Source organism: Halomonas sp. (assembly GCF_029263665.1).
GTDB lineage: Bacteria > Pseudomonadota > Gammaproteobacteria > Pseudomonadales > Halomonadaceae > Halomonas.
The window spans coordinates 56,203-82,845 of sequence record NZ_JAJUFQ010000012.1; the positions used below are offsets into that span (position 1 = coordinate 56,203).

Genomic DNA, 26,643 nt, shown 5'->3' on the forward strand with positions numbered 1-26,643 from the left:
GTGATGGACAGCTTTCGTGATGAACCGCTTTTGCTTCTTGGGAAGCGCAGCCATTTATTTATACCGAGTTTTCCTTGGCGAAGATCTCTTTCGCCAGCTCAAAGCACTTCTCGGCCAGGGCCGAACGTGGCTCCGCCCGCCGCATGAGCAGGCTGATGGGGGCGTTGGTGTTGGCATTGGCAATCGGGATGATGCGCAGCTCATCACTCAGGATATCGGTGCCGTTCTGCAATGGCACGATAGCGCAGCAGATACCGGACTTGACGGCCTGTGCCAACTGATACGTCGAGTCGCTTTCCAGTACCGGGGTCGGGTGTAGCCCCAGGCCGCTCATCTTCAGCATGATCGACTGCCGAAAACGCATGGCTTTCGACAGCATGCCCAAGGGCACTTCGCTGACCGCTTGCCAGCTCAGTGCTTCACCCTCGAAGTGGAAGTAACGAATATCAAACAGCAGGCCCATGCTGGTGACATCCAGTTCGATCGTCTCGAAGTGTTCCGTGCTCTCGTTATCGAGAGTGCTGTTGAGAGAGTTACCGAGATGGTTGTCGAGATAGCAAAGGCCAAGGTCGAGATCATTGCGGCTCAAACCGTCGATGATCTGCTCGGAACTCATGGATGAGAGCTGGAAGGAAAGTTCGGGGTAGCGTTGCGAGAGGGGTTTCAGCAATTGCATGGGGTCGAAGCTGGCCAGCGGCACCATGCCAATCCGCAGGTTTCCGACCAGTTGGCCACGGCAATTGGCGGCTTCGGCCTGAAGGCCATCGTGGGCCGCCAGCAGGGTCCTGGCCCAGGCCAGTATTCTTTCACCGGCCTCGGTGAAGCCTTCGAAACGATGGCCTCGCCTTATCAGCACCAGGTCCAGCTCATCCTCCAGGCCCTTGATGCGCATGGACAGCGTCGGCTGGGTGACATGGCAAAGATCGGCGGCCTTGCCGAAGTGTCGGGTTTGATCAAGGGCAACGAGAAACTTGAGCTGTTTGATATCCATGACATGACCTGAGAGACAATTCGGCGGCTGGGGCCTGAATGTTGATACTAGCTGATCGTCATGCTCAGCTCAGCACCGTTCAGCTCAGCACCGCTCAACTCAGAACCGTTCAGCTCAGAACCGTTCAACTCAGAACATAGTCGATGGGCTCCAGCGGTGGTGGGAGTATGTCATCTCCCAGGGCGCAGAGTATTTCGCGCTCGATGGTACGCACCATGGCATCGATGGGCAGGTCGTTTTCATCACGCCCAAAGGGCTCCTCCAGCTCGTTGCCGATGGCATCCAGGCCGAAAAAGGTATAGCTCACGATGGCGGTGAAGAGAGGCGCGAGCCACCCGAGCGGCTCGGCCATGGCAAAGGGCAGCAGGAGGCAGAAGATAAAGATGGTTCGGTGCAGCAGCAGGGTGTAGGGGAATGGTAGGGGCGTCGTCTTGATGCGCTCACAGTTAGCCTGTGCTTCCGACAGCCCGACCAGGCGTTGCTCCAGGGTGATGTAACGCCATTCGCTGATCTGTTGTTCAGCTGCCAACTGCGAGCACCTTTCTCCCAGCTGTCTCAGGATGGCATCGCTGAGATTGTCGGCATGGCGGTCAGGCATGGGATTGACCCAGGCTTGTGCTGCCTGATGTTCATCTTCGCCACGCAACCTGGCATTCAGGGCATTAGCAAACCCGCAAAGCCGGCGCAGCATCGCCTGTCTTTCCTGCGGATCGGCAATCGCCACGCTTTCGCGGGCGAACGAGCGTATCTCGACAATGATCTTCCCCCACAGCTGGCGGCCTTCCCACCAGCGCGTATAACAGGCGTTGTTGCGAAAGCTCATGAAAATGGAAAGTGACAGGCCCAGCAAGGTGAAAGGGGTGGCACTGACCCGGGTGAACCAGGAGGGGTAGTGCATTTCCATCAGCACAATCAGGCTGGCGAGTGCCGTGACCATGATACAGCGCCAGGCGATACGCTTGGCGATGGACCCTTTTATCGCGGTCAATGTGGAAAACAGATGTTTATCGGTTCTGACAATCACAGGAATAAAACCTGTATGAAAAATATAAGGTTTTGTAGTTTATCAAGGCGCTTTTGTTGGTTGAAATTGATGTTTCTGAACGATTGATAACGATGGTCTATGGTGTCTGGAATGCGGCAGACAAACCGCTGATTGTCGATTCCTGCCTCCCTGAAGCGACTCACAGGAACCGGACTAACCTGGCGACGTTAAGGAGATATCACCATGGGACAAGACGCCACGATGTATCAGCGCGCTGCGTTGACCGTCTATCTTCATCCTTTTTCCTCCTATTGCCAGAAGGCAAAGGTGGCTTTCTATGAAAAGGGCGTGCCATTCGTGGTGAAGCTATTGGATGGCAGTGAACCGGTGGCAAGTGAATTCGCGGCGCTGTGGCCCATCGGCAAGTTTCCGGTAGCGGTCGATGGCGATCAGCTGATCTTCGAGGCAACCGGCATCATCGAATATCTCGAGGCGCTGTATCCGGAGCAGGTCCGGCTCATCCCGCTGGACCCGGTTCTCGCGGCAGAGGTCCGCATGTGGGATCGATTCTTCGACAATTACATCAGCTATCCTCAGCAACAGATGATCTATGTCGCGCTCGGGCGCGAGCCTGACGATGGTGACGACTGCGCGAAATGGAAAACCGCACTGGAGACCGCTTACGCCATTCTCGACCAGCGCATGGCAGGTCGAAAATGGGTCGCGGGAGAGACCTTCAGCTTGGCTGATTGCGCCGCAGCACCCGCGCTCCTGTATGCCGACTGGACGCATGCCATCCCCGAACGCTTCGCCCATGTTCACTCCTACCGCGCACGACTGCTGGCGCGCTCGAGTTATGCACAGGTGCTTGATGAAGCGCGTCCTTATCGGCACCTGTTTCCACTGGGCGCGCCAGAGGGGCGTGATTGAGAGCCCTTAGCGGTTTTGGATAGAAGGCCCTCAGCGGTTTTGGATAGAAGGCCCTCAGCGGTTTTGGATAGAAGGCCCTCCGTGGTGTTGAACGCAAAAGATCACAACCGTATGTCGATCTGCAGCAACCTGACGCGACCATAAGAACGACAATCCATGAATGAGGGACGAAAATGAAATATCTATGCCTGGTCTACAGTGATGAAGAGCTGCTGCATAGCCTGCCGGAAAGCCCGCACGACGAGGAATGCCTGGCGTATGCCGAGAAAGTCCAAGGTAGTGGCCGCATGCTCGCCGCTGAAGCCCTGGAGCCGGTGCTGACTGCCAAGACCGTGCGGGTAAGGGCCGGCAAGACCGTTGTTACCGATGGCCCCTTTGCTGAAACCAAGGAACAGCTTGCGGGGTTCTATCTGGTAGACGCACAGGACGAAACCGAAGCCCTGGAGATCGCCAAGGGTATCCCCGCCGCGCGGGTGGGCAGTGTCGAGGTTCGCCCAGTGCGTGAGCTGGATGTGCCATCGCGGGCCTAGTGCATGTGCTAGCTTCAAGCGCCGGTCACTGTCGCGATCGACATGCCGCCATAGATATTGGCCTGGATGGCAGGGCGTTGCAGGTAGTCATGGGGAAACCCCAGTGACACCTTGCTGACATTGTCGAGCCGGGCCAACTGGTCATCCGTCAGTTGCAGCTCAAGTGCGGCCAGGTTGGCGTCGAGCTGATCGGTTGAGCGAGCCCCGATAAGCGGCGCTGCCATGCCGGGGCGAGTGAGCAGCCAGGCCAATGCCACGGCGGCAGGCGATGCCTCCTGTTCTTGAGCGACCTGCTTCACCTCATCGACGATACGGAAGCTGCGTTCCGGGACAGGGCCGGCTTCCGTCACGATGGCTGCACGACTGCCGCTGGCTACGCTGTCCGGAGAAAGTTCGGCGCGCTGGTACTTCCCGGTCAGCAACCCGCTGGCCAGGGGCGACCAGGGCACGATACCCATGCCCATCTCGCGGGACATCGGCACCAGGTCGCGCTCCACGCTGCGTTCGATCAGGTTGTATTCCAACTGCATGGCGATCAGCGGTGACCAGCCGCGAAGGTCCGCAATGGCCTGCATCCGTGAGGCCTGCCAGGCGGGGATATCGGACAGCCCCAGGTACACGACCTTACCCGCCGCCACCAGGTCATCCATGGCGCGCAGTACCTCTTCCACGGGCGTGGTGAAGTCCCAGGCATGCAGATACAGCAGGTCGATGTAGTCGCTGCCGAGGCGGGCCAGGCTGTCTTCCACCGCACGGACCATGCTGCGTCGGCTGTTGCCACCGGAGTTCGGGTCGTTGGCGCGCATCGGCAGAGTGTATTTCGTGGCAATGACCAAGCGTTCACGCCGCCCTTTGGCAAAGCGGCCGATAAAGGACTCGGAAGAGCCGCCGGTGTAGTAGTTCGCGGTATCGATGAAGTTGCCGCCACGCTCGACATAGCGATCGAAGATTGCGCGGGATGTCGGCTCATCAGCACCGAATCCCCATTCTGTACCGAAGGTCATGGTGCCAAGCGCCATGGGCGATATCTTCAGGCCTGAACGGCCCAGCAAACGGTAATGGTCAAGCTGCATGGGATCTTTCCTCCGCTGTTGGCTTCCTGGGAAGATAGATCTGTTTCAAAATGGACAGAATATGTTGGTATCTTCATGGACCATGAAGTTGAGATAAATAATGGCATTGGGATAAATAACGGTGCCGGGATAAACAGCGGTGCCGGGATACATCATGGAAAGGTAACGATGGAAGGCAGAGATGACAGTCCGTAGGGAAAGATCACAATGAAAGGAAGTGACGTAGCGGAACTGCGTGCCTTTGCCGCAATCATCGAACACGGCAATTTCGCCCGGGCGGCGGAGTGGCTTGGAGTTACGCCTTCAGCGCTCAGCCAGACGATCCGGCGGCTGGAGGTGCGCCTGGGTCAACGCCTGCTGAACAGAACCACGCGTGCCACGCGGGCGACAGAAGCGGGGCAGCAGCTATATGAGCGTATTCGGCCCGCCTTGAAGGAAATCGCCGAGGCGCAAGCCCAGTTGCAGGACCAACAGGGCGAGCTCGGTGGTCGGTTGCGCATCAATGCATCGCGCACCGGGGCTTCCTATGCGCTGGCACCACACCTGACGAGCTTTGCCCAGTCCTATCCCCGAATCGAGGTCGAGATTGTCATCTCCGATCGTCTGGAAGATGTCGTCGCCAGCGAATGCGATGCCGGGTTGCGCCTCGGTGAAAACCTGGAGCAGGACATGGTGGGCGTGCCGGTGAGTGATCCCTTGCGCTGGATCGCCGTGGCATCACCGGCCTATCTGGCGCGGACGGGCACACCAGGGCATCCCACAGATTTGAAGGAACATGCCTGCATCAACATGCGCTGGCCAAGTGGAGGACACTTGTACCAGTGGGAATTCGCGCGTGATGGGCAGTCTGTTCAGGTGGCTGTGGCTGGCCCGCTGTGTACCAACGATGTGGCAACCCGGCTGCGCGCGGTCAAGGATGGCCTTGGTATCGGCTATTTCCTCGAGCCAGAAGCATGTGACCTTCTGGCGACCGGCGATATCGTCGAAGTGCTCGGCCCATGGTGCGCGAGGGAACCAGGTTTCTACCTCTACTATCCCGGCAATCGCCTCGTTACCCCGCAACTGCGAGCTTTCCTCGACCATGTTGCCGCACGCAGGCGAGCAGAAGTGGAAGAGTAGAGGGGAAGAGTAGAGGGGAAGAGAGATAGAGAAGGCAGGGATAACGAGAAGGCAGGCATAGCGATAAGGCTGGGGATAGAAAGCAGAAGAAGCAGGGGATAGAGGCAGGGTTGTAGAAACAGGGTTGTAGAAACAGGGTTATAGAGCCAGGTTCATGAAACAGAGGATAGAAAGCCCCGCCGCAGCGGGGCCGGGAACAAACGCTTATCCCCCCACCATGGACACGGCCTGATCTGCCACCATACCGCAGGCCTTTTCACCTACCGTGTCGCCCAGGGAGGCCAGATTGAACGACTCGCCATCTTCTCCCTGCAGAATGCCACTCAGACCTTGCTGGTAGTCGCTATCTTCCGTGGGCTCGGCGGAAACACCAAGCTGTTCCATCAGTTGATCCTTCGCAACGTCGGCGGTACTGCCGAGATAGCCTTTCTCCTGGCAATAGTTGATGACACCGGTCAGGTTGGTCAGGCTTCCCGAACTGAAGGAGCCGCTGGATAGCGAGCTCAATAATCCGCCTCCCTCTCCGCCGCCTTCTGAAAGCATGCTGCTCGCGCTCTCCTTCACACTGTCGAAAGACAAGGCCTGTGCCTGTCCGATCGACATGAAACCAAGCAATCCAGCAAAGGCGATGGTCTTGAGTCGTGTATCCATTCAGCATTCTCCATGATTGAGGGACCGTCACTGAACGCTTTGAAAGTACATCAGTGACTAATGATGTGACCCATCTATGCCGAGGCAGTTCACCCGAAATGGTTCTGGAGCTATATCCGGCTGGCGAAAAAAGGGGGGAAGTGGAAAGAATGAAAGAGTAGAGGGGCGAAAGCCCCGCTCTGATGCCACGGAGCGCAAGGCACCAGAGCGGGGTTTCTAAGCTTTTTTACTCACTCACTAACTAACTAACTCACGAGCTCACTAACTACTAAAGTCCTCCAGGATATGCGTTGCCGTCTTGAATGCCAGGGCGGCGATGGTCAGGGTGGGGTTCCCCGTGGCCACCGTGGGAAACAGCCCACTTCCTCCCATGTAGAGGTTGGAATGGTCCCAGGATTGCTGGCGATCGTTGACCACAGAGTTCTCCTTCTTGTCGCCCATCCGGTAAGTACCGACGATATGTCCGGCGCCGTAGAAGGTGAAGCGTTGGCCCTGGTATTCGAAGTTGGTGGGCGTTACCTCGGAAGGACTGCCGTAAAGCTTCGGGGGCGGCGGTGTCTTGGTGTACTCGCGGGCTCCTATCGCCTGGAAGATCTCGGTCGACACCTGCTTGGCCGATACGAAGCCGTTGCGTTCGTAGTTGTTCCTTATCCGGTAGGTGATCTTGGGGCGCGGCAGACCCAAGTGGTCGGTGAGGGTTTCTGACAGTTCCACGCGGTTCTCCGGGTCGGGCAACTGCTCGATCAGATAACCCAGGCGGATCTGGCGGGTGTAGATCCCGTTCAAAGTGCTGACGAGCTTGGCGCCGAACAACTGGGCATTGTCCGGCAGGCTTGGATCGAACTTCAGCGGTTGTCCCTGTGCGTTGACCTCATTGCCATTGGTCTGGCTGCCGTCTTGACCAAAGACGAAATCCGCGAGGGTAGTGAATGGGTCGTTCGCTGCCCACTGCCAGCCCTCGTTACCAATCTCGATGCGATAGGCCGAACGCTCACTGCGGAATTTGCCGTCGCGCAGCGATTCGATCCCCGAGGTGGAGAGCGGACCGCGATAGGGGAAAACCGGATCCTTCGCCAGCCCCCAGGCCAGGTACATGATGTGGTCCATCAGGTTGCGCCCTACCTGGTCGCTGGAGTTGGCCACTCCGTTGGGGAAGTTCTTGTTCTTGTTCGACATCAGCAGCAACTTGGGTGTCTCGATGGCGTGGGCGGCGAGGAAGTATTTTTTCCCGACTGCCGTGCCCGAACCGGTCTGGATACCGCTGTGGGTGTCGTAGGTGATGAAGTCGATACCGCTGACCTCGTTGGTGGTGTCATCCAGGCGAATGTTGCTGGCAACGCAGCGGTAGCGGATTTCCACGTTACCGGTCTGCAGTGCTTGCGCCAGGGTGACGGTGGCATCGTATTTGGCCTGGATAGGGCAGATAGGAATGCAGTTCGTGTTACCTGCGCACTGGCGACGCTCGCCCGGACGGGAGTTGCGACCCTGGGGCGTAGGCGTGATGGAAACCGGGATATCATCGACCTTCAGCGACGTCACCGCCGGTATGTTCAGGCTATTGTCGACCAGCGACGGGTCGATGCCGGGCATGGGGTAATCGTACTCCGGCCCATAGTTGCCACTGGAGGAGACCCCGAACTCGCTGTAGATCTGGTCCATCGCCTGCTTGTCGCCTGATACCCCGATATGCCGGGTCGCCTGTTCGTAATAGGGCACCAGCGCATCGTAGAACTTGGCGCCGCCAGGCCAGTCCACGCCCTGCTTGTACTTGGTCTGCATTTCAAAATCGTTGGGGAACAGACGCAAGCAGGTACCTAGCCAGTGCCAGGTGGTGCCACCGCCGATGCGTTCGTAGGAACTGGCAAAGGCGAACTTGGCCTGGAGGCTATCGCCGCTCAGGCCCGGTTCCTGCTCGGTGTAATCGAAGTAGCACTGCTTGGGATTACGCCAGGCGCCTATCTGCAGCACCGTGTAGCGCGGCGTATTTTCCTGCGCAGGGTCGGGCAGGCCCAACGGGTTATCTGCTGTCGAAGCCGAAGGGTCTTGCGTGGTGGGCGGGTAGGGCGACTCGGGTGTCTTGGCGTTGGCCTTGAAGAACGTCTCCATATAGCCGCTACGGTCCGCCGGCACTTCCGGACCGGCTTCGAGTATCAGCACTTTCTTGCCCTGAGATCCCAACTGGTAGGCGACGATCGATCCGGCAACACCTGAGCCGACGATCACCAGATCATAGTCCTGCTCATAGTTCTGCTCATCGTTCTGGGTAGTCATGATGAATTCCTCATCAGTTGCCGGTGTAGTCGCTAAGCGGGATGGGCGCCTTGGCCCAGTAGCCATAATGGAGGTTGGAATCCCCCATTGGATGCGATTGCATTACCTGCCAGGCGAGGCCGCAGGTATAGCTCTTGGCGGAGATGATCTCGCTGACGGTGGTGGCTGGCGCGGTTGATGAGGCCGGGATGATGGTTGGCCAGGCTCCTGAGTACCACATGAAAATCAGCTTGCGGCAGGCGAGAACGAAGTCGGCGCCGTTGGCGGGGTCGAGCATTGCTTCGCCGATCTGCTGATCGCTCAACTTGGGATCTGTCTGGTCATGGAGTTGGGCGAATTTGGCAAAAATGTTTGCCACCAGCTCCGGGTTCTTGGATTCCTCTGCGATTTTTGCGCAAAAAAACGGCAGGTACTCTGACTTGATATTCACCGGATCCAGAAAAGGGTTGAGAATGTTGGCATTGAATCCGGTCAGGACAGCGCTCAGGCCGATGAAATTGGCCATGTCGTCATTGCTGCTCATGAGATAGTCCTCCTCAAGCGTTGCGAACCTTCTCGTTGGGCTCGTCACGCTCTTGCTGGGCTTGTTCTAATCGTTGCTGGGCTCGTTGCAATCGCTACTGGGCTCGCTGCAATAAATAGGTGAAGTCGGAGAAGGCGCCGGCCGTGTCGGTAGCGTTGTTGTGGCAGGCCATGCAACTGCTGGAGGTCTGCTTGACTTCACCCTGGATATAGGTTTCCAGCGTGGTATTGGCGAGGAAGGAGGGCGCTGGCACTCCCGTCGGGTCGGTCGTGCTTTTTGCATTGGTGGGCCACTGAGTGCTCACCAATTCGTAGTTCACCCACACGGAGTCCGGCACTGCGGTGCTCAGGGCTTTGTGGTACAGCTCGTTGAGCGCCTTGGTGTCCGCGGTGATAGGAATCACGCGTTCGATTTGCGAGGGAGGGCTGTGGCTGTTTCCCGGGTTCCAGGGGCGCGGTGGCGGCTCATTGACCGGGCAGTCAGTGCAACTGGCGTCGTAAAAATTGTAGGCGCTCAATTGAGGTTTTTCGTGCTGGGTGGGCACGTTAGCCACGTGCTCGAAAGTGGACCAGACCCACTGGGGTTCTTTTTGGGTCTTATGGGCGATATGAAAGCCCACCAACCCGACCTTTTCCAGGCTACAAGCCGGTTTGACGCCGGGCTGCTCGGCCGGATTGTTGTACACCAGTGCGTAAGACGTGTGGTACTTCGTCTCGTCGTATTTGCCGCCCATGATGATCCAGGCGGCCTTCAGCATGATGGATCCCACCTCCTGCGTCTTGGTGTTGCTCGATGGGAAAGCCACATCGTTGGTTTTGTCGAAGGTCTGCTGGCCCGCTTTCGAATAGAGCTGGTTGTCCAACACGTAGTTGAACATGGTTTCGTTGGTGAGGATCTCGTAGCGCGTATATTGGCCGTTCTGATCGATCAGGGGGCCGGTCTCGAACGGTTCTTCGCTTTCATCCAGCACGTCGGGGGTCTTGCCTACCTGGGTCAGATGGAGGGTACCCGGGGGAATGGAGTCAGGGTCGATACCCTGGCATACCTCGGGCACAGCGCTACCTTGTCCCCAGGCCGGTGGTTGGGCACCACCAGGCAGGAAGATCGAACGGCTCTCTCGCCAGCTTTGCCAGACAACGGGCCCGCCAGGATCCTGGCCGATCACCATATCGTTGTTCGGCTGACCGTCGGCAGTCGCTGGCCAGTTCAGCGCAATGAAGCTCTGCCAGGAAAAGACATCGAAGTCGTGTTGCAATGATTCGAGTGTGACCGGGCTCTTGGTGGAGGTGATTTCAAGCGGGATGGTCGAGTTCAGTGTTGGCAAAGTGTTTGAGGGAGTGCTTGTGAGAGTGTTCGTGGGAGCGGTAGTGGTATTGTCTGCAGATTCCGCCTGACTTGTCTCCTGCGCTGACAAGCTGGTGGAAAGGCTACAGGCCATCAGCCCGATCAGTGTGATACCTGCGTAATATCCATGTTTCAGCAGCGGTTGCGTTTTTGCCTGGCGGTCAGAGGCAACCAACTGCCCACGGTCTTTATATTTACTCCATTGTCCGTGCATGTGACTTTCTCCATTCTCGATGTCGATGAAGCTGTCAGGACATAGGTATGATGCTGTGATTCCGAACTTGTCTGTTATCTCTATCCGAATCGTCATTGAAATTGCGGACACGACAATCGCGCCGTCCGGAGACCACGGAATAGCTCGTTGCTCAACCTGAACTCAAGCCATCAAGCACCGCTGGTCCCTGCATATTGCTGATCTGGGTAACATCCCTGTTGCGGGATCTCCTGGAGCGTCACCGCATGGCGACCATGGCATGACTGAGATCCGTCATTGGTCTGCCAGTGAAGAGACAGGAGGGGTGAGGCCATCCGTGGGAAATGAATACATGCGAAACTAGTTGCATCACACTCGCAGACTAGGTCTGATCTCATAGAAAAGATGTAAGAAATAAATGACTATGAGTGTGAGATATCTGCTACTTAAGTGACCCAGCGGACCAGGGGCGAGAGGCGGATAGATACCATCCTGCCTGTATGGGGAAAGGGGCTGTGCTAGGGGCTTTGAATAAGTCGGCGAGCATGTTCAGCTTGAAGGAAGAGGCATCCAACTCCTTCAAGCTGTATATCGGTAGATCCGTTCCTTTGGGGCGGTAATGACGGATTAGCCCATTTTCCTCTATATCGCTCAGAGGTCTGTTCTTGCAATATTGAGATTGCGGCGAATCTCTCGATCAAGATTAGCCACCCAATTATTATAGTTGCGATGAATCTTGTCACCGCTGTGATTCAGATTGATGGAATTCTTGTAAAGAATGGAATAATCGTGACTTGAATAAGGAATACTCACTGTCGCTTGATGAGTGCGGATATCAAGGACTGCCGTGATTTCATTGTCGTAATCGTCGGTAATCACCCATCCAAGGCTTGTTGCAGCATCAACAATGGCTTGACGCACTTCATCTTGACTTGCTGACGATGTAACGGCCTGTTTCTCAACATCATGAATGGGTTGAGTCGTTGTACACGCTGATAAGCCAGACACTGTGGCAAGTAATAGAACAGTCAGGATGATGCGTTTCATGAAGATTACTCCCTATCAATGGAATCAAGACTCTATCTGAAAAGAGACCGAATGCATACGGCGGATATCAAGACAATCGTCAGCTCCGGGAGAGCAGTCACAGGGGAGATATCCTCTGTGTTGAGAGGATAACTGAAGCATTATTCACCTCGCCAATAGCCATGAATTTGTTTTGTTGACTTGGGGCAAGGTTTTATCTCGAAAGTGTTGAGCCATCCATGAAATCGGTGCAGGCGTCGTGGGTTGGGGGCGTACTGATACCGGTTTTCGCTACCCAACAGGCCGATAGGGTCCTGGGTGGTAAGGCGGCCTATCTCTGGATCATAGTGGGTTTAGGACTATAGCAAGGTCTACAGTGTGTGACCTTGATATTTCTTCATATAGTGAATTTAGTGTTAGTGGTAGGGATTATTTAAAATTGTTCTCTCAGCTCGATGAGTTTCTTGCTAAATTCACGGGTGGCATTTTTATCGCCAGAAAGGCCCATGCTTTCTGTTTCTACGATCCATAGAAATTCAGAGATCTCGTCTTCTGACGCATCTTTCAACAGAAGTTCACATAATTTAGGAATATATCCATCATATTCCCCCATCTCATTTGAGTATGCGCAAACCCCGATCGGGTCCCATTGGTTATGGGTTGCCTCACGTACAGCAGTGTAAAGCTTGGAACTTCTATTATCCATCATCAATTAACTCCAGGAATAACAGTTACAACATTTCCTGTTTCAGAATTAGTAATTACTTTGAGGTTGTTCCCCATATCGGTAGGGAGCAGGGTGTTAGGCTTATTGCCGACAGTGGATGTGCCATTATTGATAGCATTCTCTTCTACCGATGGGGTATACCCTCGCTCCTGCATACGATCAATAGCATGTTCACTATATGGCCTCCCGTTAATTACTTCAGGAGCATTCCTAGGACGCGGAGCGTTGGGATTAGGGAAGGAATTCTGTTGCCCAGATCGTCCCACAGGGGTGCTGGCAGGTTTTCCGTTCAACCACTCAACCCCAGTGGATCCACCCACCCCGTCGGATTCGGTGCGTACTGATACAGATTCTCGCCACCCATCAGGCCGATGGATGGCGAAGAGGACTACCTTTAGCACAGTAATTTCTTCAGATCAGCTGGTCGTCGTTATCGGTAATTCCAGTGAATTACCGAAACGGTTGGCCTGGAAGCATTGCTGCTTCAGGGCTATCCAAATGATACAGGACGATGTGGATTTGTACTCAACCTAGTGTTTTCAATAGCTGAGAACAAGAGTCAAAAGTTATTTCTCCTTGCAGGACAGGGTTTGCTAGAGAATAAATTATGTTCTCAATTTCATCGTTATATGCTTCTTCAAACTCAAGATCTTCTCGCCCTTCAATTAAATTTGCCCAATCTTCTAGATCTTGAGCAGAAAATTCCTTGTTAAGAAACCGGATCAATATCTTTCTGACATATAATGGAGTTATGATAAATGGTTCCCCATCATAGTCCCATTCGTAATTTTTTAAGGTATCTGATAAAACAGATACAGGTTTGTTAAAGCCTATCAGGTCTCTTAAGGCATCAAATCTGTTCATAGCAATAATATCCTAGCTATGAGGAAGAGAAATACCCTTTGCTTCTAACTCAATGTTATCACCTGACTGTATCTCTAAGGAAAAGTAGAGGTTTCCGTTTTCAAGGGGGAAAGGACCTTCGGTATCATTGATTGATACACTAGGGCCCCAGCCTTCTTGGCGAGGTATGATTAATTTTTTTGTGCCCCTTGCAACCACAGAAACTTCTTGAGATTTCGGGTTTCTTAGATTTATTAATGTAACTCCTTTTTCCCATTCAAAGTTTATGCTGAGTAAAGTCCAGTCGTGCATCATGTCGGTGCTCCTCATGGGTAGTTTATAGGCAAATGTGCTTCTGGAGATTCTGGTGCAACTGTATTGCCATTAATATCTAACCGCTGCCTTTGTGAATTATTTACATGCGCATGGGGGCTATCACAATTAGTGTGGCACAAAACCCGCTGAGTACCTGTCTCAGGGTCAACATAGGCTCCTTTTCCTGCTTTAGGATCAGGGCCTTTTGGTATCAGCCCATTCTCTTTAGCATGAGCATCGATTTGATCAGGAGTCTTGTTGGCTACATTCTTTGGGTCTATATGAGGAGATTTACTCCCCTGAGATCCACCACCACAATTACAATTCTTTCCTTTACTCAACCCCAGCGGATCCACCCATCCCGTCGGGTTGGGGGCGTACTGATACAGGTTCTGGCCGATAGGGTCCTAGCTAGAAACAAGTGTGATAACGATGATGCTTCTATGTCAACGAAAATATATTATTTATAATTTACTGGTGATTTTATATATAAGGCTTCTTCATTTCCCCATATAAGATTTTCAGTCCTTTCGGGGCTTGGCTATTGGACTGAGATCTATATCACCTTTCCATTGTATAGAATACCAATTTACTGATATTAAATATCTTGCATTTGAGTCTGAGATAAAATACTCCATGCCGTAACTGTTTGTCATTAACTCAGAAAGCCTTGATGCATTTTTAACTTTTATCACTGTATTCTTATTTATATGGTTCTGTTCAAAAAATATATAAGCAGCATCATTCCCTAGAAGAAAAGAGAACTTGTCCTCATATTCCTCCGTGGATAGAGTATTACTGTCATCCCCTAGCGATAGGTGGCCCTCCTTTTTCCAAGGGGAGAACTTTTCCATCACTTCGATAATATAATGCCTAGCTTCTTCTTGATCTAGTAGCTCAACAGTAATACCAATTTTTCTAGCCACTGATAGCAACTCATATGCGTGATTAAATTTGTGAAGTTCCATTTTTACCTCCTGGTCGCTGGGACATTGTCCACAAATATATGACCTCTTGTTCTTGGTTTTCCAGCTGTTTGGTAACCAATGTGAGGTGCATGAGGACCTTCACCAAGACTTCCTCCTGGTTTTACATTATTCCACTCTGGAATATCCATGTTTACACTTGCTCCTCCTGGCCCTTGCCACTCAACAGGAATGGATTTCCCATTTGCATCTTTTCCCCATTTGGTTACTTCAAACTGATCTCGAGATAGACCTGTTCTATTAAAGGCTTCATCTAATCCATCTCTATATCCTTTCCCCGTACCTCTGAGGTCCACATCTTTCTCTGAGTTAAATGACCAATTCTTCCCAGAAAGGCCTTCTCCACATTTACATTTATTCAACCCCAGCGGATCCACCCACCCAGTCGGGTTAGGCGCGTACTGATACAGGTTCTCGCCACCCATCAGGCCGATGGGGTCCTGGGTGGTGAAGCGGCCTATCTCTGGATCATAGTAGCGGTGGCGGTTGTAGTGCAGTCCGGTTTCTGGGTCGTGGTACTGGCCTTGGAAACGGAAGGGGTTATCCGTTGATGCTTGCTGGTTGTTGCCGTCATTGGCTTTTTCCAGCTTGCCCCAGGCGCGGTAATGGCCGACCCAGGCCAGTTGGCCGTCGCTGTCGGTGACTTCCAGCGGGGTACCGAGGTGGTCGGTCTGGAAGTAGTAGAGCGCGGGTTGCGCCAGTTGATACAGGGTGAAGCCGTAGGCCTGGGTACCGGTGGCCTGGGTGACGGCTTCGTAGCGGGCTTCCAGCTTGGCTGCGGGAATGAAACTGTCCGGTTCGAACAGATACACCACGCGACGCTGCGGGATGATGCCGGGAATCTCGGTCAGCATCTGCTGACGCTGGGCCAGCGGCAACGAGAAGCGGCGCTCTGGATCTTCCGGCTCGAGCTCGGGTAGGGCGAAGGCACGAGATGCCTGCATATTGCCCTGGAAGCGTTCTTCACTCTGCAGCAGGTCGCCGTCCCAGGTGAACACGGTCAGTTCGCAGGGTTGGCCTTGTTGCTCGACATGCTTGTAGATTCGCCGCCCCAGGGCGTCATAGGCGTACTGGGCGCGGATCAGTGGTGTGCTGTCATCACCGGCGGCCGGGGCCTGAGCGAAGCGGCTGACTTCGGTCAGGCGGTGCTCGGCATTGTAGCGGTATTCCCAGGTTTCGCCGTTGGGGGCGATATGGCGCTGCAGATTGCCAAAGTCGTCGTAGTGATAATGGGTGCCTGCGTAGCGCTTGAGCAGGTTGCCCATGGCCGGTGACAACTTGGGCGCATTGGGATAATCCACACGGATATGTTCGTGCGGTTCATGGTCGAAGGCGTCACTCGGGCGCTCCTGACGCCAGCGGGTGGCTGCGGTAGTCCCGTCTTCGCCTGGGTCTAGGGGATCGATCAGATTACCGGCGGGATCGAAGGCAAAGTGCTCTTCGCGAACCGGCGAAATGGCGCTTTTCAGTCGACCCAGGGGGTCGTAGCCATAGCGAGTGGTGCCGCGCAGGTTGTCATCGATGGCCGTGAGCAGACCATTCTCGGCATAGTGCCATTGGCGTTGGATCTTGCGCCCGCCGGCCTGATGCACTTCTTGTCCAATCAGGCGGCCCACTGGGTCATAGCGTAGCTGTGTCTCGCGTCCACGATGATGACGACGCACTTCGCGATGCAGGTCATCACGTTCGAAGCCGATCAGTTCCTGCTGGTCCAGGGCCATGGCATGCACATGGCCGGAGCCATAGCGCAGCCAGCTCAGTGTCTGGCCATCCGGCAGGGTAGTGGTCTCGCGATTACCCAGGGCATCGTAGGTGTGACGGGTGACAGAGCGATATTCGCTGCCATTGGGCAACTGGTGATGCTGTATCTCGGCGATCAGGTTGTCGGCAGCGTCGAAATGGAAACGGGTCTCGCTGTCGAGATTGGCGGCACGCACCAGGCGGCCCTGGGCATCATAGGCAAAGTCTGTCTTCACTGGCGACATGCCGGGGCGCTCAGTGGTGCGTTTGAGCAGCCGGCCGAAACTGTCCCTGCGGAAGCGTGTGACCTGCTCGCCTTCGTGCATTTCCGCCAGGTAGCCAGCCATGTCGTACTGATAGGTCTTGGTGCGGCCATCGAAGCCGCGCTCACTCAGTACGCGACCGCTGCCGTCGTAGCGAAAGCTCCAGATATCACCGTTCTGGTTGATCAGATGAGCCGGGCGATTCAGGCGATCATATTGATAGGCGAGAGACTGTCCCAACGGGTCGCGTCTCTCCAGCAACAGGTTTTCGGCGTTATAACGGTAGCGGGTCTTGTGACCAGCAGGATCAAGGTATTCGATCAGGTTGCCTTCACCATCGTGGGCAAAGGTCTCGGTGCCGCCATCGGCATGCTGGATGCTCAGTAGTAGGCCGCCGGCATCCAGGGCGTAATGTGTGCGGTTGCCTGTTGCATCGATCACCTCGCGGAGATGACCGCGATGGTCGTAATGGTAGCGGGTGGTCTTCTGTGAACAGTCGCTGGCACTGACCAGCAACCCCTGATCGTTCCACTCATAGCGATAGGTATTGCCGGCGGCATCGGTCAGCGCGGTGAGCAGGCCTCGTTCGTCGTGCTCGAAGATGGTCTTGCGGCCACTGGGGGCGACTTCCTGCGTCGGCAAGCCATTGCGGTCAAAACGTGTCTCGTGGACTCGCCCTTCCGGGTCGGTGACACGTACAGGAAGTCCCTGTTCGTTGTACTCGATGCGGGTTGTGAGGCCCGCTGAATCCGTGAACGAGGTGACATGTCCCTGGGCGTCATAGCGGTAGTGGCTTGAGCGGCCTTCGCCATCGGTATGCGCGACCATGCGCCCCTGGCTATCCCATTGCCAATATTCACTACCCAGTTCTGGGTTGAAAGGATGAGAGATCGATTCGATCTCGTTGTGATAGTTGTAGCGATAGATAGTGACGACACCTTGGGCGTCGGTCACTCGCGTATACCAAAGCTCGCGATGGTACTCGAAGCGGGTATCTTCGCTGCCATCTTCCAGGCGGGTACGCACACAGCGTGCTTCACGCGCTTCCGGCAGTGCCCCTGTATCCTTGCCCGGCCACTCCCAGGTCAGCTCGACACCTTGACCATTCAGGTTGGTGTAGTGCGTCAGCAGGTGATGGGTGTAGCGGTACTCGCGGCGATAGTCCCGGGCATCTTGATGGGCAATCAGGTTGCGCTCATCGTCGTAGGCATATAGCGCAAGGACTTCTGGTTCATGTACCGCTTCCGTGCTGCCAGAGCCTTGTGGATAGCGGCGAACCACCCGCTCAAGCAGGCCGTTGTCGTAATAGTGGAAGCCAAGCTCCAGAGCTGCGCCATCGGTGATGCGATCCAGGCGGCCGTTATGGTAGCTCAGGGTCAGAGCGCGGCCATCACGCTCGCGCTGTTCCACCAGGCGGAAATGCATAGCACTGTCATCGGCTGTCTGCAGTCGCTGATAGCGCTCAGTAGTGCCGTTCAGGTAGCTCAGAACGTAATGATCTGCATCGGGATGGCTAAGTGTGAAGCGTTCGCGGGGTTGGATGCGGCTCTCACCAATGGCGAGGGGCTCAATGTCGAGAGCACGGTTCAGGACATCGATGAAGACCAGTTGTTCTCCATGCCGCTCGAAACGCTGGTGGTAGGGCGTACTCCAGCGTGCACCGAGTTCGCTGTCATCAAGCTGGTCGATGCTGGAACGGTAGAAACGCACCCACTCGACATCCATCAAGCCTGCAACGTGGAAATCGGTATGCCACAGGTTTTCGTCCCCCATGGCATAGTCGATGGGGTGATTACTTGTCTGTAGCGGGACTTTCGCTCCGGCAACACCACAGGCACAGTTCGCCGGGGTCTTGCTGGGCTTACGTCCTTCATGTGTTGATTGCTGTCTTCTGGCGTTGAGCTGGTGTCGATTGGGTTGCCCTGTGCTGGCCTGTGCCCGTTTGGTCACATTGGCCTTGCGGGTCTTGTAGGCGACCATGGCTACCGCCAAACCCACCACCACGGGAAGCAGGTTGTCGATGGCTTTGATGACCATGTCCTTGGCAGCCACGCCCAGGTCACTCAAGGCCTGGAGCAGCGCTTGGCGGGCATCTTCACCAAAGGCTTCGATCAGTTTGTCGAAGAGCTCGAATCCATATGTCTTGCCGCGTTCGTAAAAATCCCAGAACCCGGGGTTGCTTTCAATAAGCCCCAACTGCTGCGCGCCATCTACGGGGTTGGCAACCAGCAACTGCAGTTTGGAAACGATATCGGAAATGAACTTCTTCAGTTCAGGTTTTTGCTGCTCCAGCCATTTATGCATTTTGGCGGCAAAGTCCAGCGCTGCGCCGCCAGCCTTGTCCCATAAAATTTCGGCGACGATGGCAATGCCCTCGCCACGAATGAAGGTCAGGATCGCTTCTCGTGCACCTGCTCGAATGGAGCGTGAGGCATTTCCTGCAGCAGGAATAACCCCGACAGCATCGATGACGAGAATGACCCATAGCCAGGTGTTCTGGGTATTCGGCAACCCTTTCTCATCGTCTTCGCACAGCACCATGACATCCTGGGCCACATCCGCCAGTGACATGACATTACCCACCACGGGCAGCATGTAAGCTGCCTCTCGCACGATGCGAAGTGCGGTACTGTTTTCTGGCTCCAGATCAACATCCACATTGGGTGTTTGCGGAGGCGCATCAATCGCCTCCGTGACCACGCGCATGTTGATGCCCAGTTCGCGGAGTTCATCCGGTATGTTGTTATCCGATGTCTGGTCGGTCATGGTGAATTCCCTGTCGTTCTATACCGGACTTAGCTGGCTGATTCATCGTTACTGAGCTTGCTACCACTTGCCAAGGCGGAGAGATCTGGTGGCGCTGCCCGATTACGTGCCCATTCCTGGGGCCTTTGTTCAATGTCATCCGGGTCCTGGAAGTACTCGACTTCGACTCCGCCTGGTGACACGCCGGCCAACGAGGCCTTGCCCAGATCGTCCAGGACTCCTGTTAACACTGAGCCATCGGGCAATGTGGCACGATAGGCTGCTCCTGATACCGGTTCGCCGTTGGCGTACACATGCTCCAGATCCAGGTTGGAAGGCGTGCTATTAGGCAAGCCTTCCAACGCATAACTCATGCTGGTCGGGCCGCCCAGGCGCTGCAAAACGCCTTTGACATCGATCTTGCCCGGGGCGTGGAGGTCGATGTTGCCACCCTTGATGAGCACATAGGCACCACCGCAGACCAGCAGGACTTCCTCGGCCGCGGCAAGGTTGACGCTTTGCTCGGTAGAGGTGACCTTGAGGTCCTTTTCGGCGGTCAGGGCCATCTCGTCACTCTGGGCCTGAACGTCCACCTTGCCCTTGGCGGCGAACAGCTTGATGCCGGCACGCTGCACGAACAGCGAGAGCTTGTTGCCCAGGGCACCGATCAGGCTCTTGCCGGTGGCCAGGTTGATGTCTTCACCGCTGGTCACGCTGAGCGACTTTTCCTGGGCGAAGTGGGTGGAAGAGGGCGTGCTCAGGGCAATACCGGCTGGCGAGCTGAGGTGCAGCCAGGACGCTTCTAGGCGGGCGGCTTCGCCGCGACCTGCCTGGCTGGCACCTTGGGCGGTGGACTGGTCCGTATTGGTGGCAGTCTCCGTGCCGTGTGGTGCATGGCGGCCCTGGCTATCGTCACCGGCCTGTTTGATGTTGTCGCGTGCTTCAAGGGCTTCGGCGTTGTGCTGCGTGGCACTGTCGCTCAGGCTGTCGGCGAGGCGGTGGGCGCTATGCAGTTGCTCGGTGGCAGGCGTGAGGTCGAGTTGTTCGCCTCCCGCATCGATCTGCCCCCAACTGGTCAATAGCAAGCCCTTGTCGGCACGAATGGCGCCGTAGGCGTCGGAGCGCAACTCGAAGCCGGTGCCACGGAAAGCGCCACGAGCATTGCCGTTCTGGTGAATCAGATAGCCCAGGTTGAGCTGACTCTTTTCATTCTCCGAATTGAGCCGTATCCGCTCCTGGTCGGTGGCATCGTCGAACACCAGTTCGTTGTACTTGCCACCGCGATAGGTCTTGGTCTTGAACCCGGACAGAATGCCGTTGCTGTGCCATTCCGGGGTCTGATCGCCGTTGTACACCCGGCCAGTAATCATGGGCCGGTCAGGATCGCTTTCAAGGAAGGAAACGATCATTTCCTGGCCGATACGCGGTACGAACACGCCGCCCCAGCCAGCATCGGCATTGGGTTGGGAAACGCGCAGCCAGCAGCTGGAATGGTCGTTGCGCTGGCCCTGGCGATCCCAATGGAACTGCACTTTCACCCGGTTGAGGTGATCGGTGTGAATCTCCTCGTCTTCCGGCCCGACCACGATCGCGGTCTGCGGCCCTGTCACCTCCGGGCGAGGGTGATCGAGGGTCGAACGGTAAGGCTGGCTGAGACGCTGGGCTTCAAAATCGACCAGGTAATGGCCGGTGCCGGCCTGCTGATAGTCGTCGCGGTGCTGGCTGTCATCCTCGAGCCCATGTGCCTTGCGTGCCTTGGCCAGCGGTTCCTGCAGGCTGCCCGGCAAGGTGCGTAGATGGGCCGAGACGGGCAGGGCATTTTCGGCATGCACGCTCAGGCCAAGCACCAGGAACTGGCGTTCGCTTTCATCACCATGCGAATGACGCGCATGCTGGCTGAGCTCGAACCACTGGCCGACCTGTAGTTGGCGGGTACCACCGGCGCCGTGGAAACGCTTGGCGCGGGATTCCAGCGCCTCCATGCGGTTGACGGTCAGGCGCTCGCCACGTGGATAGTCGTGGTAATAGTACTCGCCAGGGTAATCGTAGACTTCGATATCCGGCAGGTTGCCCTGATCGCGAATGGTCTCCAGGCTGGTGCGTTTTTCCAGCCGCGGTTGCTTGTAATCGAAGGTGGCGAGGCTGACGCGCTTGGCCTGCTGGCGGCGTTGGCCGCTCCACTGGGTGATGGCGTCTTCATGCTCGGTGGCGGCCTGGCGGTGGAAGCGGATGGTCTGTGGTGCCACCGGCATGCAGGTCGCCACATCATCGGTAATGACCAGCCGATGGCCGCTGAAGTCGCCTTCCGAATCAGCGTGTTCCCAGTAATAGAACAGGCCTTCTTGTTCCATCAGCCGGCTGACGAAATGGGCATCGCTCTCGCGGTACTGGACACAAAAGCTGCGCGGCGGATATTCACGCCGCAGGTCGAAACGCCAGCGACCCTGGGCGGTATCGTGCTGTTCGAATACGGCGTCGAGAATCTCGACGACAGTCTTGTCCTGGAAGATGCGGCTGTCACGCCCAAGGTTGAGCATGGCCAGCCACGGCATCAGAACGAGTTGGTAATAATAGACGCCGCCATCTTCTCCGAGCAGGGCAGCCGATTCCACCAGCCCATGCAGTGGGCGATAGCGGCCATCGGACTGACGTACGGTCAGTTGCGCCGGCTGGGCAATCAGGCTCTTGAGTTCGATGTCGCCGCGCTGGGAGATGACATCCAGGGTATAGGTGAAGGGGCGCGAGATACGCTCTTCGCCGACCAGCCGGTGGGGGATCATGTCCGTGCCACCCAACTGCAGTGTCAGCAAACGCTCGTTTTGTGACAGCGGTCCCGACAGAATGCGGGCCAACAGGTCACTGGAATCATCCGTGAACATGATGTCGTCTTCCTCTGCGCCAATATCACCCAATCCTCAGCTGTTGTGCACCTTACAGTAAGCAGGCTGTTCAACACAGCGGGGTTGATAGCTATTTTTGTAAGCGAAAGCTTAATCGCATGTACGAGATCTCATACATATTGTTCGCTTTCCATGTATATAACCGTCAAAGCATGTAACTGTACGTGCATGTATGAGTATACCGTTCACTCACTGTGCCAACAGTGACTTTCCATTTTACCTGACACTCTCCATGTTAACTGACACTCTCCATGTTAACTGCCGCTCTCCAGATTTAACTGTCCTCTATCCATATCTAACTGTCCTCTTCATACCAACAGTCGGTAGAGCGACATATCGTCTTGCATGCCATGGTGATGTGATAATGCGTACTTCTCGGATGGATAGGGAATATCCCGATGCAAGAGATACTGCTGTGGCTGGCGTCAGGGCTTGGCCTGGGGCTTTCCCCCTGGGCACCGGGAACGTTCGGTTCCTTGCTGGGCATTCCATTGGCCTGGTGGTTGCTGCGTTATTCCGCAGTGAAGCGCTGGACGGTGGCGGTCATTCTGATCGTTCTGGCAATACCGTTGTGCCATTGGGGTTCGCTGTGGCTCGGCGGAGGCGATATGCCGCCTATCGTGGCCGATGAGTGGGTGGCCATGCCGCTGGCTGTGTTGGCGTATCCGCATGTGCGACGCCTGCCTCTGTTGATTGCAGGATTCGGGCTGTTTCGCCTATTCGATATTCTCAAGCTGCCGCCCGTAGCCCAGGTGGAATCCCTATATGGTGGCGTGGGTATCGTGGCGGATGATGTGGTGGCCGCGATCTATGCTGCCCTGGTCATCGGCATCACCCTCAAGCTATGGCGTACTTTTCGTGCGTGAAGGCCAGGGGCGCGCATGAAAGGAGGTGCAGCATGGAACGATTCACAGGTGGCTGCCTTTGCGGCAATGTCCGCATGGTGGCGTCGGGGAACCCATATCGGGTGGGTCTTTGCCATTGCCTCGATTGTCGCAAGCATCACGGGGCGCTTTTTTACGCATCCGCCGTGTTCCCTCAGGATGCCGTGACAGTCGAAGGGGAAACTCGTGAATACGCCGGACGGTTTTTCTGTCCGCGCTGCGGATCTTCCGTGTTTGCCCGCAGCGCAGACGAGATTGAAGTACACCTGGGGATTCTGGACGCCCCGAATCAACTGGTGCCCACCTACGAAAGCTGGACGATTCGCCGTGAGTCCTGGCTGCCGCCGTTCGATCACATGACGCAATATGAACGTGACCGTGAGGGCGCGAGCCGTTTTGAACAAGGGAATGTCACGGACGAGCCTTTCGAGATCGAGTTTCTCAAGAGCGGGTCTGGCAAAAGTGGGCCATCCGACGAATAGTCGGCACGAACGGGGTGAGGACACCGTTGTGTTGAGCTTGTTTCATCAAGCGCCGCGCTCGGGAACCGAGCGTTTTTCCGGTCCGCCATACGGCCACAGCCAGCCTTTGGGCATGGGTCCCTTGTTGCGGCCACCCTGGCATTGCTGTTCCCAGGCGTGGGAGAGGATGCCCACTGAACGGGACAGGCAGAACAGGCCGCGTGCCAGAGGGGCAGGGAAGCCCAGTTCTGCGTAGATTACTGCTGTGGCGCCATCGATATTCAGTGGAATCGGCTTGTCTTTCATGGCGATCAGCTGGCGTTCGATTTCACGGGCGATAGCGACGAAGTGGCCGGCCACTTCGCCTCGTGCGGCGGCGTCTTCCACCAGGCCCAGAAGCCTTGGTGCGCGCGGATCCAGGGGATGAAAGCGATGACCGAAACCGGGAATGATCCGGGTGCGTGATTGCTGCCACTCGGCAATGCCGTCGCGCACGGCGGTTTCCAGAGAGCGTCCATCTTTCTTCAATTGCAGAATGCGTTGGTAGAGCTCGACAGCCTGCTCTCCCGCACCGCCATGTACGTCATCGAGCACGTTGACGGCAGATGCCATGGCATTGTTGAGGCTGCCGCCACAAGTCATGGTCATGCGAGCAATGGCAATGCTGGGGGCCTGCGGGCCGTGGTCGACGGCGCTGACCAGCGCAGCTTCCAGCAGGGTCGACTCTGCACGGCTGGGCAACTCTCCCCGGGTCATCAGCCATACCATGTCGACGAAACTGACCTGACCGATAAGTTCTTCGATCGGGTACCCGCGATAACGAATCTCGCCGGGCTTCATATCGATGATGTCGGTATGCCACCACTGCTGGGCATGGCGTGGATCAAGCTGTTGTGCAGTGTCATCATTTGTCAGGGGCATGGCATTCATTCCGGTAGGTTATTCGTCGTTGGCGGCATGAGCGGGCAGCAGCTCGTGATTGTCGGCGCCGAGACGTGGCGGTGGGTTGGCAACACGAGGGGCCCGTCCGTCGATGCGATAGCCTCCGCTGACCACTTCCAGCGGGCGGCCGATAGTGCTGTGCTCGAAGCGCTCGATCAGTCCTCGATCACGAACCTGGGGGTGGGCCAAAGCTTCAGCAACGCTATATACCGGGCCGGCCGGAACACCGGCTTCGACCAGTGCGCGCCACCAGTGCTCGGTAGTGTCGTTTGCCAGGGCGGTTTCGATGCAGCGGGTCAGTTCACTGCGGTGTTCCAGGCGTGCCTGGCGTTCGGCGAAGCGGGGATCAGCGATCCATTCGGGGTGCCCCAGAACCTGGCAGACCGCTTCGAACTGCTCCTGCTTGTTGGCGGCGATATTGATCAGCCCATCTCCCGTGCGGAATGTGCCTGATGGGCTGGCAGTGACATTGTCATTCCCCAGGGGACGCGGTTCCTTGCCTGCGACAAGCAGATTGGAGACCGCCCAGCCCATGGTGGCCAGTACCGATTCCAGCATGGAGATATCGATGAAGTGAGTGCGACGTGGGCGCTCGGCCAGGGCGGCATTGATCGTCATGGCTGCCGTCAAGCCGCCGACCGTATCTGCCAGCGGGTAACCGACGCGGTAGGGGGCATTGTCAGGCGCTCCGGTAATGCTCATGACGCCTGCCATGCCCTGGATGATCTGGTCGTAGGCAGGATAGTTCGCCAATGGGCCATCCTGGCCGAAGCCAGAAATGGCGCAGTAGACCAGTTTCGGATTGGCCTCGCACAAGGTGTCATAGCCCAGTCCAAGGCGCTGCATCACGCCGGGGCGAAAGTTCTCGACCACAACATCCACTTCCTTGACCAGCTCAAGAAAACGACGGCGGTCGTCGGGCTGTTTCAAGTCAAGGGTGATGGAGCGCTTGCCGGCATTCTGCGCCAGGAAGGAAACACCCATGAAATCGCGGTTGAGCTCAGGGTCTGCCCCCAGTTGACGCGCCAGGTCGCCGCCCTGGGGACGCTCGACCTTGATGACCTCGGCCCCCATATGGGCCAGTTGGTGGCAGCAGAACGGTCCTGCCAGGACATTGGTCAGGTCGAGAACGCGATAGCCGGAGAGTAATGCGCTCATATGTTTCCTTAAGTAGAACGTGTTTTCTCTAAGAGAATATGAGCGGCATCGTTTTGTTGCAAGCCAGTTCTGACTATCAGAACATTGGCCTTTAGTTTCATTCAGGAGAAGTTGCATGACTCAGCGACGTGTCGAGGCTGTCGAACGAGCGTTGACCTTGTTGGAGGCGTTCTCTGCCGAACGGCGCGAGTTTTCGCTAACCGAACTGGCGAATGCGACCGGTTTTTACAAGAGCACCATCCTGCGGCTCATGGCGTCTCTGGAGGTCTTCGGCTATGTAGTGCGAGACGAGCGAGGTATCTACCGTCTGGGGCCAGCCTTTGTTCGCATGGCCCCATTGGTGGGAGAGGGGCCGCAGCTTGAGAACCTGGTACGGCCGATTCTGGAGTCGCTGCGTGATGCGAGCGAAGAAACGGCATCGTTCTACATCAGGGATGGCGATGAGCGAATCTGTCGTTTGCGGGAGAACGGCCGACTGGAAGTTCGCCATCACCTTGAAGAAGGGGTGCGCTTGCCTCTGGGGCGAGGGGCCGCCGGGCGTGTCCTGAACTACGATGCACCACGAGGAACGGTGGCGACATCCAGCGGCGAGCGCCAGGTCGGGCTGTCCGCGGCGGCAATCGGTATCTACACCAGTGAAGGGGAACTGATGGGAGCCTTGGCCTTGTCTGGCCCCAGCGAGCGCTTCGACGCTATGGTGCGCGACCGTCATGCACCACTTCTGACCCAGTATGCTGTTCTGCTGGAGCGGCAGTGGCCCAAGGGATTGCGTCCAGCCTGAAATTGCAGCCTGGGTTTGTAACCTGGGTTTGTAGCCTGAGTGTAAAGCCAGGGTCTACCGTCTGAGCATGATTCCCGTGTGGGCATGCTGCCCCTGAGCAGCGAAGCCGACCCAACGCTTTAGCGTTGGGTTTTTTTATGCGCCTTGCTTTCCTTGTTCGTGACTTGGCCTTGTTCATGACTTTGCCTTGCGACTTTAGTCGCTATTTTTCCGTTCTTCGTTGACGGCGTATCTGTACGTTCACTAGTTTCTCTCCTGTAAA

23 protein-coding genes are annotated in these 26,643 nt (G+C 56.2%); 6 read left to right on the forward strand and 17 right to left on the reverse strand.

What is annotated here, in order from left to right:
- Window positions 1–58: 58 nt before the first annotated feature.
- Complete coding sequence (locus Q1K07_RS13040; protein WP_300311481.1) at window positions 59–991, reverse strand: LysR family transcriptional regulator; 933 nt, start codon at window positions 989–991, stop codon at window positions 59–61.
- 124 nt (window positions 992–1,115) lie between these two features.
- Window positions 1,116–2,015: a bestrophin family protein gene (locus Q1K07_RS13045; RefSeq protein WP_300311483.1), complete on the reverse strand. Its 900-nt coding sequence runs from the start codon at window positions 2,013–2,015 to the stop codon at window positions 1,116–1,118.
- A 204-nt stretch (window positions 2,016–2,219) separates the two neighbouring features.
- On the opposite strand from Q1K07_RS13045, the gene Q1K07_RS13050 reads away from it, so the two are divergent.
- A complete protein-coding gene (locus Q1K07_RS13050) occupies window positions 2,220–2,906 on the forward strand; it encodes a glutathione S-transferase family protein (protein ID WP_300311485.1) in 687 nt (228 codons plus the stop codon).
- A gap of 173 nt (window positions 2,907–3,079) precedes the next feature.
- Window positions 3,080–3,436 carry a YciI family protein gene (locus Q1K07_RS13055; RefSeq protein ID WP_300311487.1) on the forward strand — a complete coding sequence of 119 codons (357 nt, stop codon included), beginning with the start codon at window positions 3,080–3,082 and terminating at the stop codon, window positions 3,434–3,436.
- Between the two features lie 14 nt (window positions 3,437–3,450).
- On the opposite strand, the gene Q1K07_RS13060 is transcribed toward Q1K07_RS13055, so the two are convergent.
- Complete coding sequence (locus Q1K07_RS13060; protein ID WP_300311489.1) at window positions 3,451–4,509, reverse strand: aldo/keto reductase; 1,059 nt, start codon at window positions 4,507–4,509, stop codon at window positions 3,451–3,453.
- A 207-nt stretch (window positions 4,510–4,716) separates the two neighbouring features.
- Between Q1K07_RS13060 and Q1K07_RS13065 the strand changes: the two genes are divergently transcribed.
- The gene (locus tag Q1K07_RS13065; RefSeq protein ID WP_300311491.1) at window positions 4,717–5,628 is read left to right on the forward strand and encodes a LysR family transcriptional regulator; all 912 of its coding nucleotides are present in this window, start codon (window positions 4,717–4,719) and stop codon (window positions 5,626–5,628) included.
- 204 nt (window positions 5,629–5,832) lie between these two features.
- Here Q1K07_RS13065 and Q1K07_RS13070 read toward each other — a convergent pair whose 3' ends face one another.
- From Q1K07_RS13070 to tssI, 12 genes are all read right to left on the reverse strand, one after another.
- Entirely contained in the window at window positions 5,833–6,279 is a 447-nt protein-coding gene (locus tag Q1K07_RS13070; RefSeq protein WP_300311493.1) for a YjjA family protein, read from the reverse strand.
- Window positions 6,280–6,540: 261 nt separating this feature from the next.
- Window positions 6,541–8,550 (reverse strand): GMC family oxidoreductase, encoded by a 2,010-nt coding sequence (locus Q1K07_RS13075; protein WP_300311495.1) that lies wholly within the window; start codon window positions 8,548–8,550, stop codon window positions 6,541–6,543.
- Window positions 8,551–8,563: 13 nt separating this feature from the next.
- On the reverse strand, window positions 8,564–9,073 hold the full coding sequence (locus Q1K07_RS13080; RefSeq protein ID WP_300311497.1) for a hypothetical protein: 510 nt from the start codon (window positions 9,071–9,073) through the stop codon (window positions 8,564–8,566).
- A 94-nt stretch (window positions 9,074–9,167) separates the two neighbouring features.
- Window positions 9,168–10,631, reverse strand: coding sequence for a hypothetical protein (locus tag Q1K07_RS13085; RefSeq protein WP_300311499.1), 1,464 nt, complete (start codon window positions 10,629–10,631; stop codon window positions 9,168–9,170).
- A 630-nt stretch (window positions 10,632–11,261) separates the two neighbouring features.
- A complete protein-coding gene (locus Q1K07_RS13090) occupies window positions 11,262–11,657 on the reverse strand; it encodes a hypothetical protein (RefSeq protein WP_300311501.1) in 396 nt (131 codons plus the stop codon).
- A gap of 412 nt (window positions 11,658–12,069) precedes the next feature.
- The gene (locus Q1K07_RS13095) at window positions 12,070–12,345 is read right to left on the reverse strand and encodes a hypothetical protein (protein WP_300311503.1); all 276 of its coding nucleotides are present in this window, start codon (window positions 12,343–12,345) and stop codon (window positions 12,070–12,072) included.
- A 543-nt stretch (window positions 12,346–12,888) separates the two neighbouring features.
- Window positions 12,889–13,227: a hypothetical protein gene (locus tag Q1K07_RS13100; RefSeq protein ID WP_300311505.1), complete on the reverse strand. Its 339-nt coding sequence runs from the start codon at window positions 13,225–13,227 to the stop codon at window positions 12,889–12,891.
- Window positions 13,228–13,239: 12 nt separating this feature from the next.
- Window positions 13,240–13,521, reverse strand: a complete 282-nt coding sequence (locus Q1K07_RS13105) for a hypothetical protein (RefSeq protein WP_300311507.1) — start codon at window positions 13,519–13,521, stop codon at window positions 13,240–13,242.
- 11 nt (window positions 13,522–13,532) lie between these two features.
- Window positions 13,533–13,862: a hypothetical protein gene (locus Q1K07_RS13110; RefSeq protein ID WP_300311508.1), complete on the reverse strand. Its 330-nt coding sequence runs from the start codon at window positions 13,860–13,862 to the stop codon at window positions 13,533–13,535.
- Window positions 13,863–14,042: 180 nt separating this feature from the next.
- Window positions 14,043–14,489 carry a hypothetical protein gene (locus tag Q1K07_RS13115; RefSeq protein WP_300311510.1) on the reverse strand — a complete coding sequence of 149 codons (447 nt, stop codon included), beginning with the start codon at window positions 14,487–14,489 and terminating at the stop codon, window positions 14,043–14,045.
- A gap of 2 nt (window positions 14,490–14,491) precedes the next feature.
- Window positions 14,492–19,276 carry a polymorphic toxin type 47 domain-containing protein gene (locus Q1K07_RS13120; RefSeq protein ID WP_300311512.1) on the reverse strand — a complete coding sequence of 1,595 codons (4,785 nt, stop codon included), beginning with the start codon at window positions 19,274–19,276 and terminating at the stop codon, window positions 14,492–14,494.
- A gap of 29 nt (window positions 19,277–19,305) precedes the next feature.
- Window positions 19,306–22,134: a type VI secretion system Vgr family protein gene (tssI, locus tag Q1K07_RS13125; protein WP_300311514.1), complete on the reverse strand. Its 2,829-nt coding sequence runs from the start codon at window positions 22,132–22,134 to the stop codon at window positions 19,306–19,308.
- Window positions 22,135–22,553: 419 nt separating this feature from the next.
- Between tssI and Q1K07_RS13130 the strand changes: the two genes are divergently transcribed.
- Both Q1K07_RS13130 and Q1K07_RS13135 read left to right on the forward strand, forming a co-directional pair.
- Window positions 22,554–23,021 carry a phosphatidylglycerophosphatase A gene (locus tag Q1K07_RS13130; RefSeq protein WP_300311516.1) on the forward strand — a complete coding sequence of 156 codons (468 nt, stop codon included), beginning with the start codon at window positions 22,554–22,556 and terminating at the stop codon, window positions 23,019–23,021.
- Between the two features lie 32 nt (window positions 23,022–23,053).
- A complete protein-coding gene (locus Q1K07_RS13135) occupies window positions 23,054–23,521 on the forward strand; it encodes a GFA family protein (RefSeq protein WP_300311519.1) in 468 nt (155 codons plus the stop codon).
- A gap of 45 nt (window positions 23,522–23,566) precedes the next feature.
- Here Q1K07_RS13135 and Q1K07_RS13140 read toward each other — a convergent pair whose 3' ends face one another.
- On the reverse strand, window positions 23,567–24,421 hold the full coding sequence (locus Q1K07_RS13140; protein WP_300311521.1) for a citryl-CoA lyase: 855 nt from the start codon (window positions 24,419–24,421) through the stop codon (window positions 23,567–23,569).
- A gap of 18 nt (window positions 24,422–24,439) precedes the next feature.
- The gene (locus tag Q1K07_RS13145) at window positions 24,440–25,600 is read right to left on the reverse strand and encodes a CoA transferase (RefSeq protein WP_300311523.1); all 1,161 of its coding nucleotides are present in this window, start codon (window positions 25,598–25,600) and stop codon (window positions 24,440–24,442) included.
- A gap of 115 nt (window positions 25,601–25,715) precedes the next feature.
- Between Q1K07_RS13145 and Q1K07_RS13150 the strand changes: the two genes are divergently transcribed.
- Complete coding sequence (locus Q1K07_RS13150) at window positions 25,716–26,381, forward strand: helix-turn-helix domain-containing protein (protein WP_300311524.1); 666 nt, start codon at window positions 25,716–25,718, stop codon at window positions 26,379–26,381.
- The last annotated feature ends 262 nt before the right edge of the window (window positions 26,382–26,643 follow it).

Coding starts and splice junctions, on each gene's coding strand:
- Q1K07_RS13130 (WP_300311516.1), top strand. CDS start 22,554: ATGCAAGAGATACTGCTGTGGCTGGCGTCAGGGCTTGGCCTGGGGCTT.
- Q1K07_RS13060 (WP_300311489.1), bottom strand. CDS start 4,509: ATGCAGCTTGACCATTACCGTTTGCTGGGCCGTTCAGGCCTGAAGATA.
- Q1K07_RS13075 (WP_300311495.1), bottom strand. CDS start 8,550: ATGACTACCCAGAACGATGAGCAGAACTATGAGCAGGACTATGATCTG.
- Q1K07_RS13090 (WP_300311501.1), bottom strand. CDS start 11,657: ATGAAACGCATCATCCTGACTGTTCTATTACTTGCCACAGTGTCTGGC.
- Q1K07_RS13100 (WP_300311505.1), bottom strand. CDS start 13,227: ATGAACAGATTTGATGCCTTAAGAGACCTGATAGGCTTTAACAAACCT.
- Q1K07_RS13140 (WP_300311521.1), bottom strand. CDS start 24,421: ATGCCCCTGACAAATGATGACACTGCACAACAGCTTGATCCACGCCAT.
- Q1K07_RS13105 (WP_300311507.1), bottom strand. CDS start 13,521: ATGATGCACGACTGGACTTTACTCAGCATAAACTTTGAATGGGAAAAA.
- Q1K07_RS13120 (WP_300311512.1), bottom strand. CDS start 19,276: ATGACCGACCAGACATCGGATAACAACATACCGGATGAACTCCGCGAA.
- Q1K07_RS13145 (WP_300311523.1), bottom strand. CDS start 25,600: ATGAGCGCATTACTCTCCGGCTATCGCGTTCTCGACCTGACCAATGTC.
- Q1K07_RS13095 (WP_300311503.1), bottom strand. CDS start 12,345: ATGATGGATAATAGAAGTTCCAAGCTTTACACTGCTGTACGTGAGGCA.
- Q1K07_RS13085 (WP_300311499.1), bottom strand. CDS start 10,631: ATGCACGGACAATGGAGTAAATATAAAGACCGTGGGCAGTTGGTTGCC.
- Q1K07_RS13040 (WP_300311481.1), bottom strand. CDS start 991: ATGGATATCAAACAGCTCAAGTTTCTCGTTGCCCTTGATCAAACCCGA.
- tssI (WP_300311514.1), bottom strand. CDS start 22,134: ATGTTCACGGATGATTCCAGTGACCTGTTGGCCCGCATTCTGTCGGGA.
- Q1K07_RS13150 (WP_300311524.1), top strand. CDS start 25,716: ATGACTCAGCGACGTGTCGAGGCTGTCGAACGAGCGTTGACCTTGTTG.
- Q1K07_RS13135 (WP_300311519.1), top strand. CDS start 23,054: ATGGAACGATTCACAGGTGGCTGCCTTTGCGGCAATGTCCGCATGGTG.
- Q1K07_RS13065 (WP_300311491.1), top strand. CDS start 4,717: ATGAAAGGAAGTGACGTAGCGGAACTGCGTGCCTTTGCCGCAATCATC.
- Q1K07_RS13070 (WP_300311493.1), bottom strand. CDS start 6,279: ATGGATACACGACTCAAGACCATCGCCTTTGCTGGATTGCTTGGTTTC.
- Q1K07_RS13080 (WP_300311497.1), bottom strand. CDS start 9,073: ATGAGCAGCAATGACGACATGGCCAATTTCATCGGCCTGAGCGCTGTC.
- Q1K07_RS13050 (WP_300311485.1), top strand. CDS start 2,220: ATGGGACAAGACGCCACGATGTATCAGCGCGCTGCGTTGACCGTCTAT.
- Q1K07_RS13115 (WP_300311510.1), bottom strand. CDS start 14,489: ATGGAACTTCACAAATTTAATCACGCATATGAGTTGCTATCAGTGGCT.
- Q1K07_RS13055 (WP_300311487.1), top strand. CDS start 3,080: ATGAAATATCTATGCCTGGTCTACAGTGATGAAGAGCTGCTGCATAGC.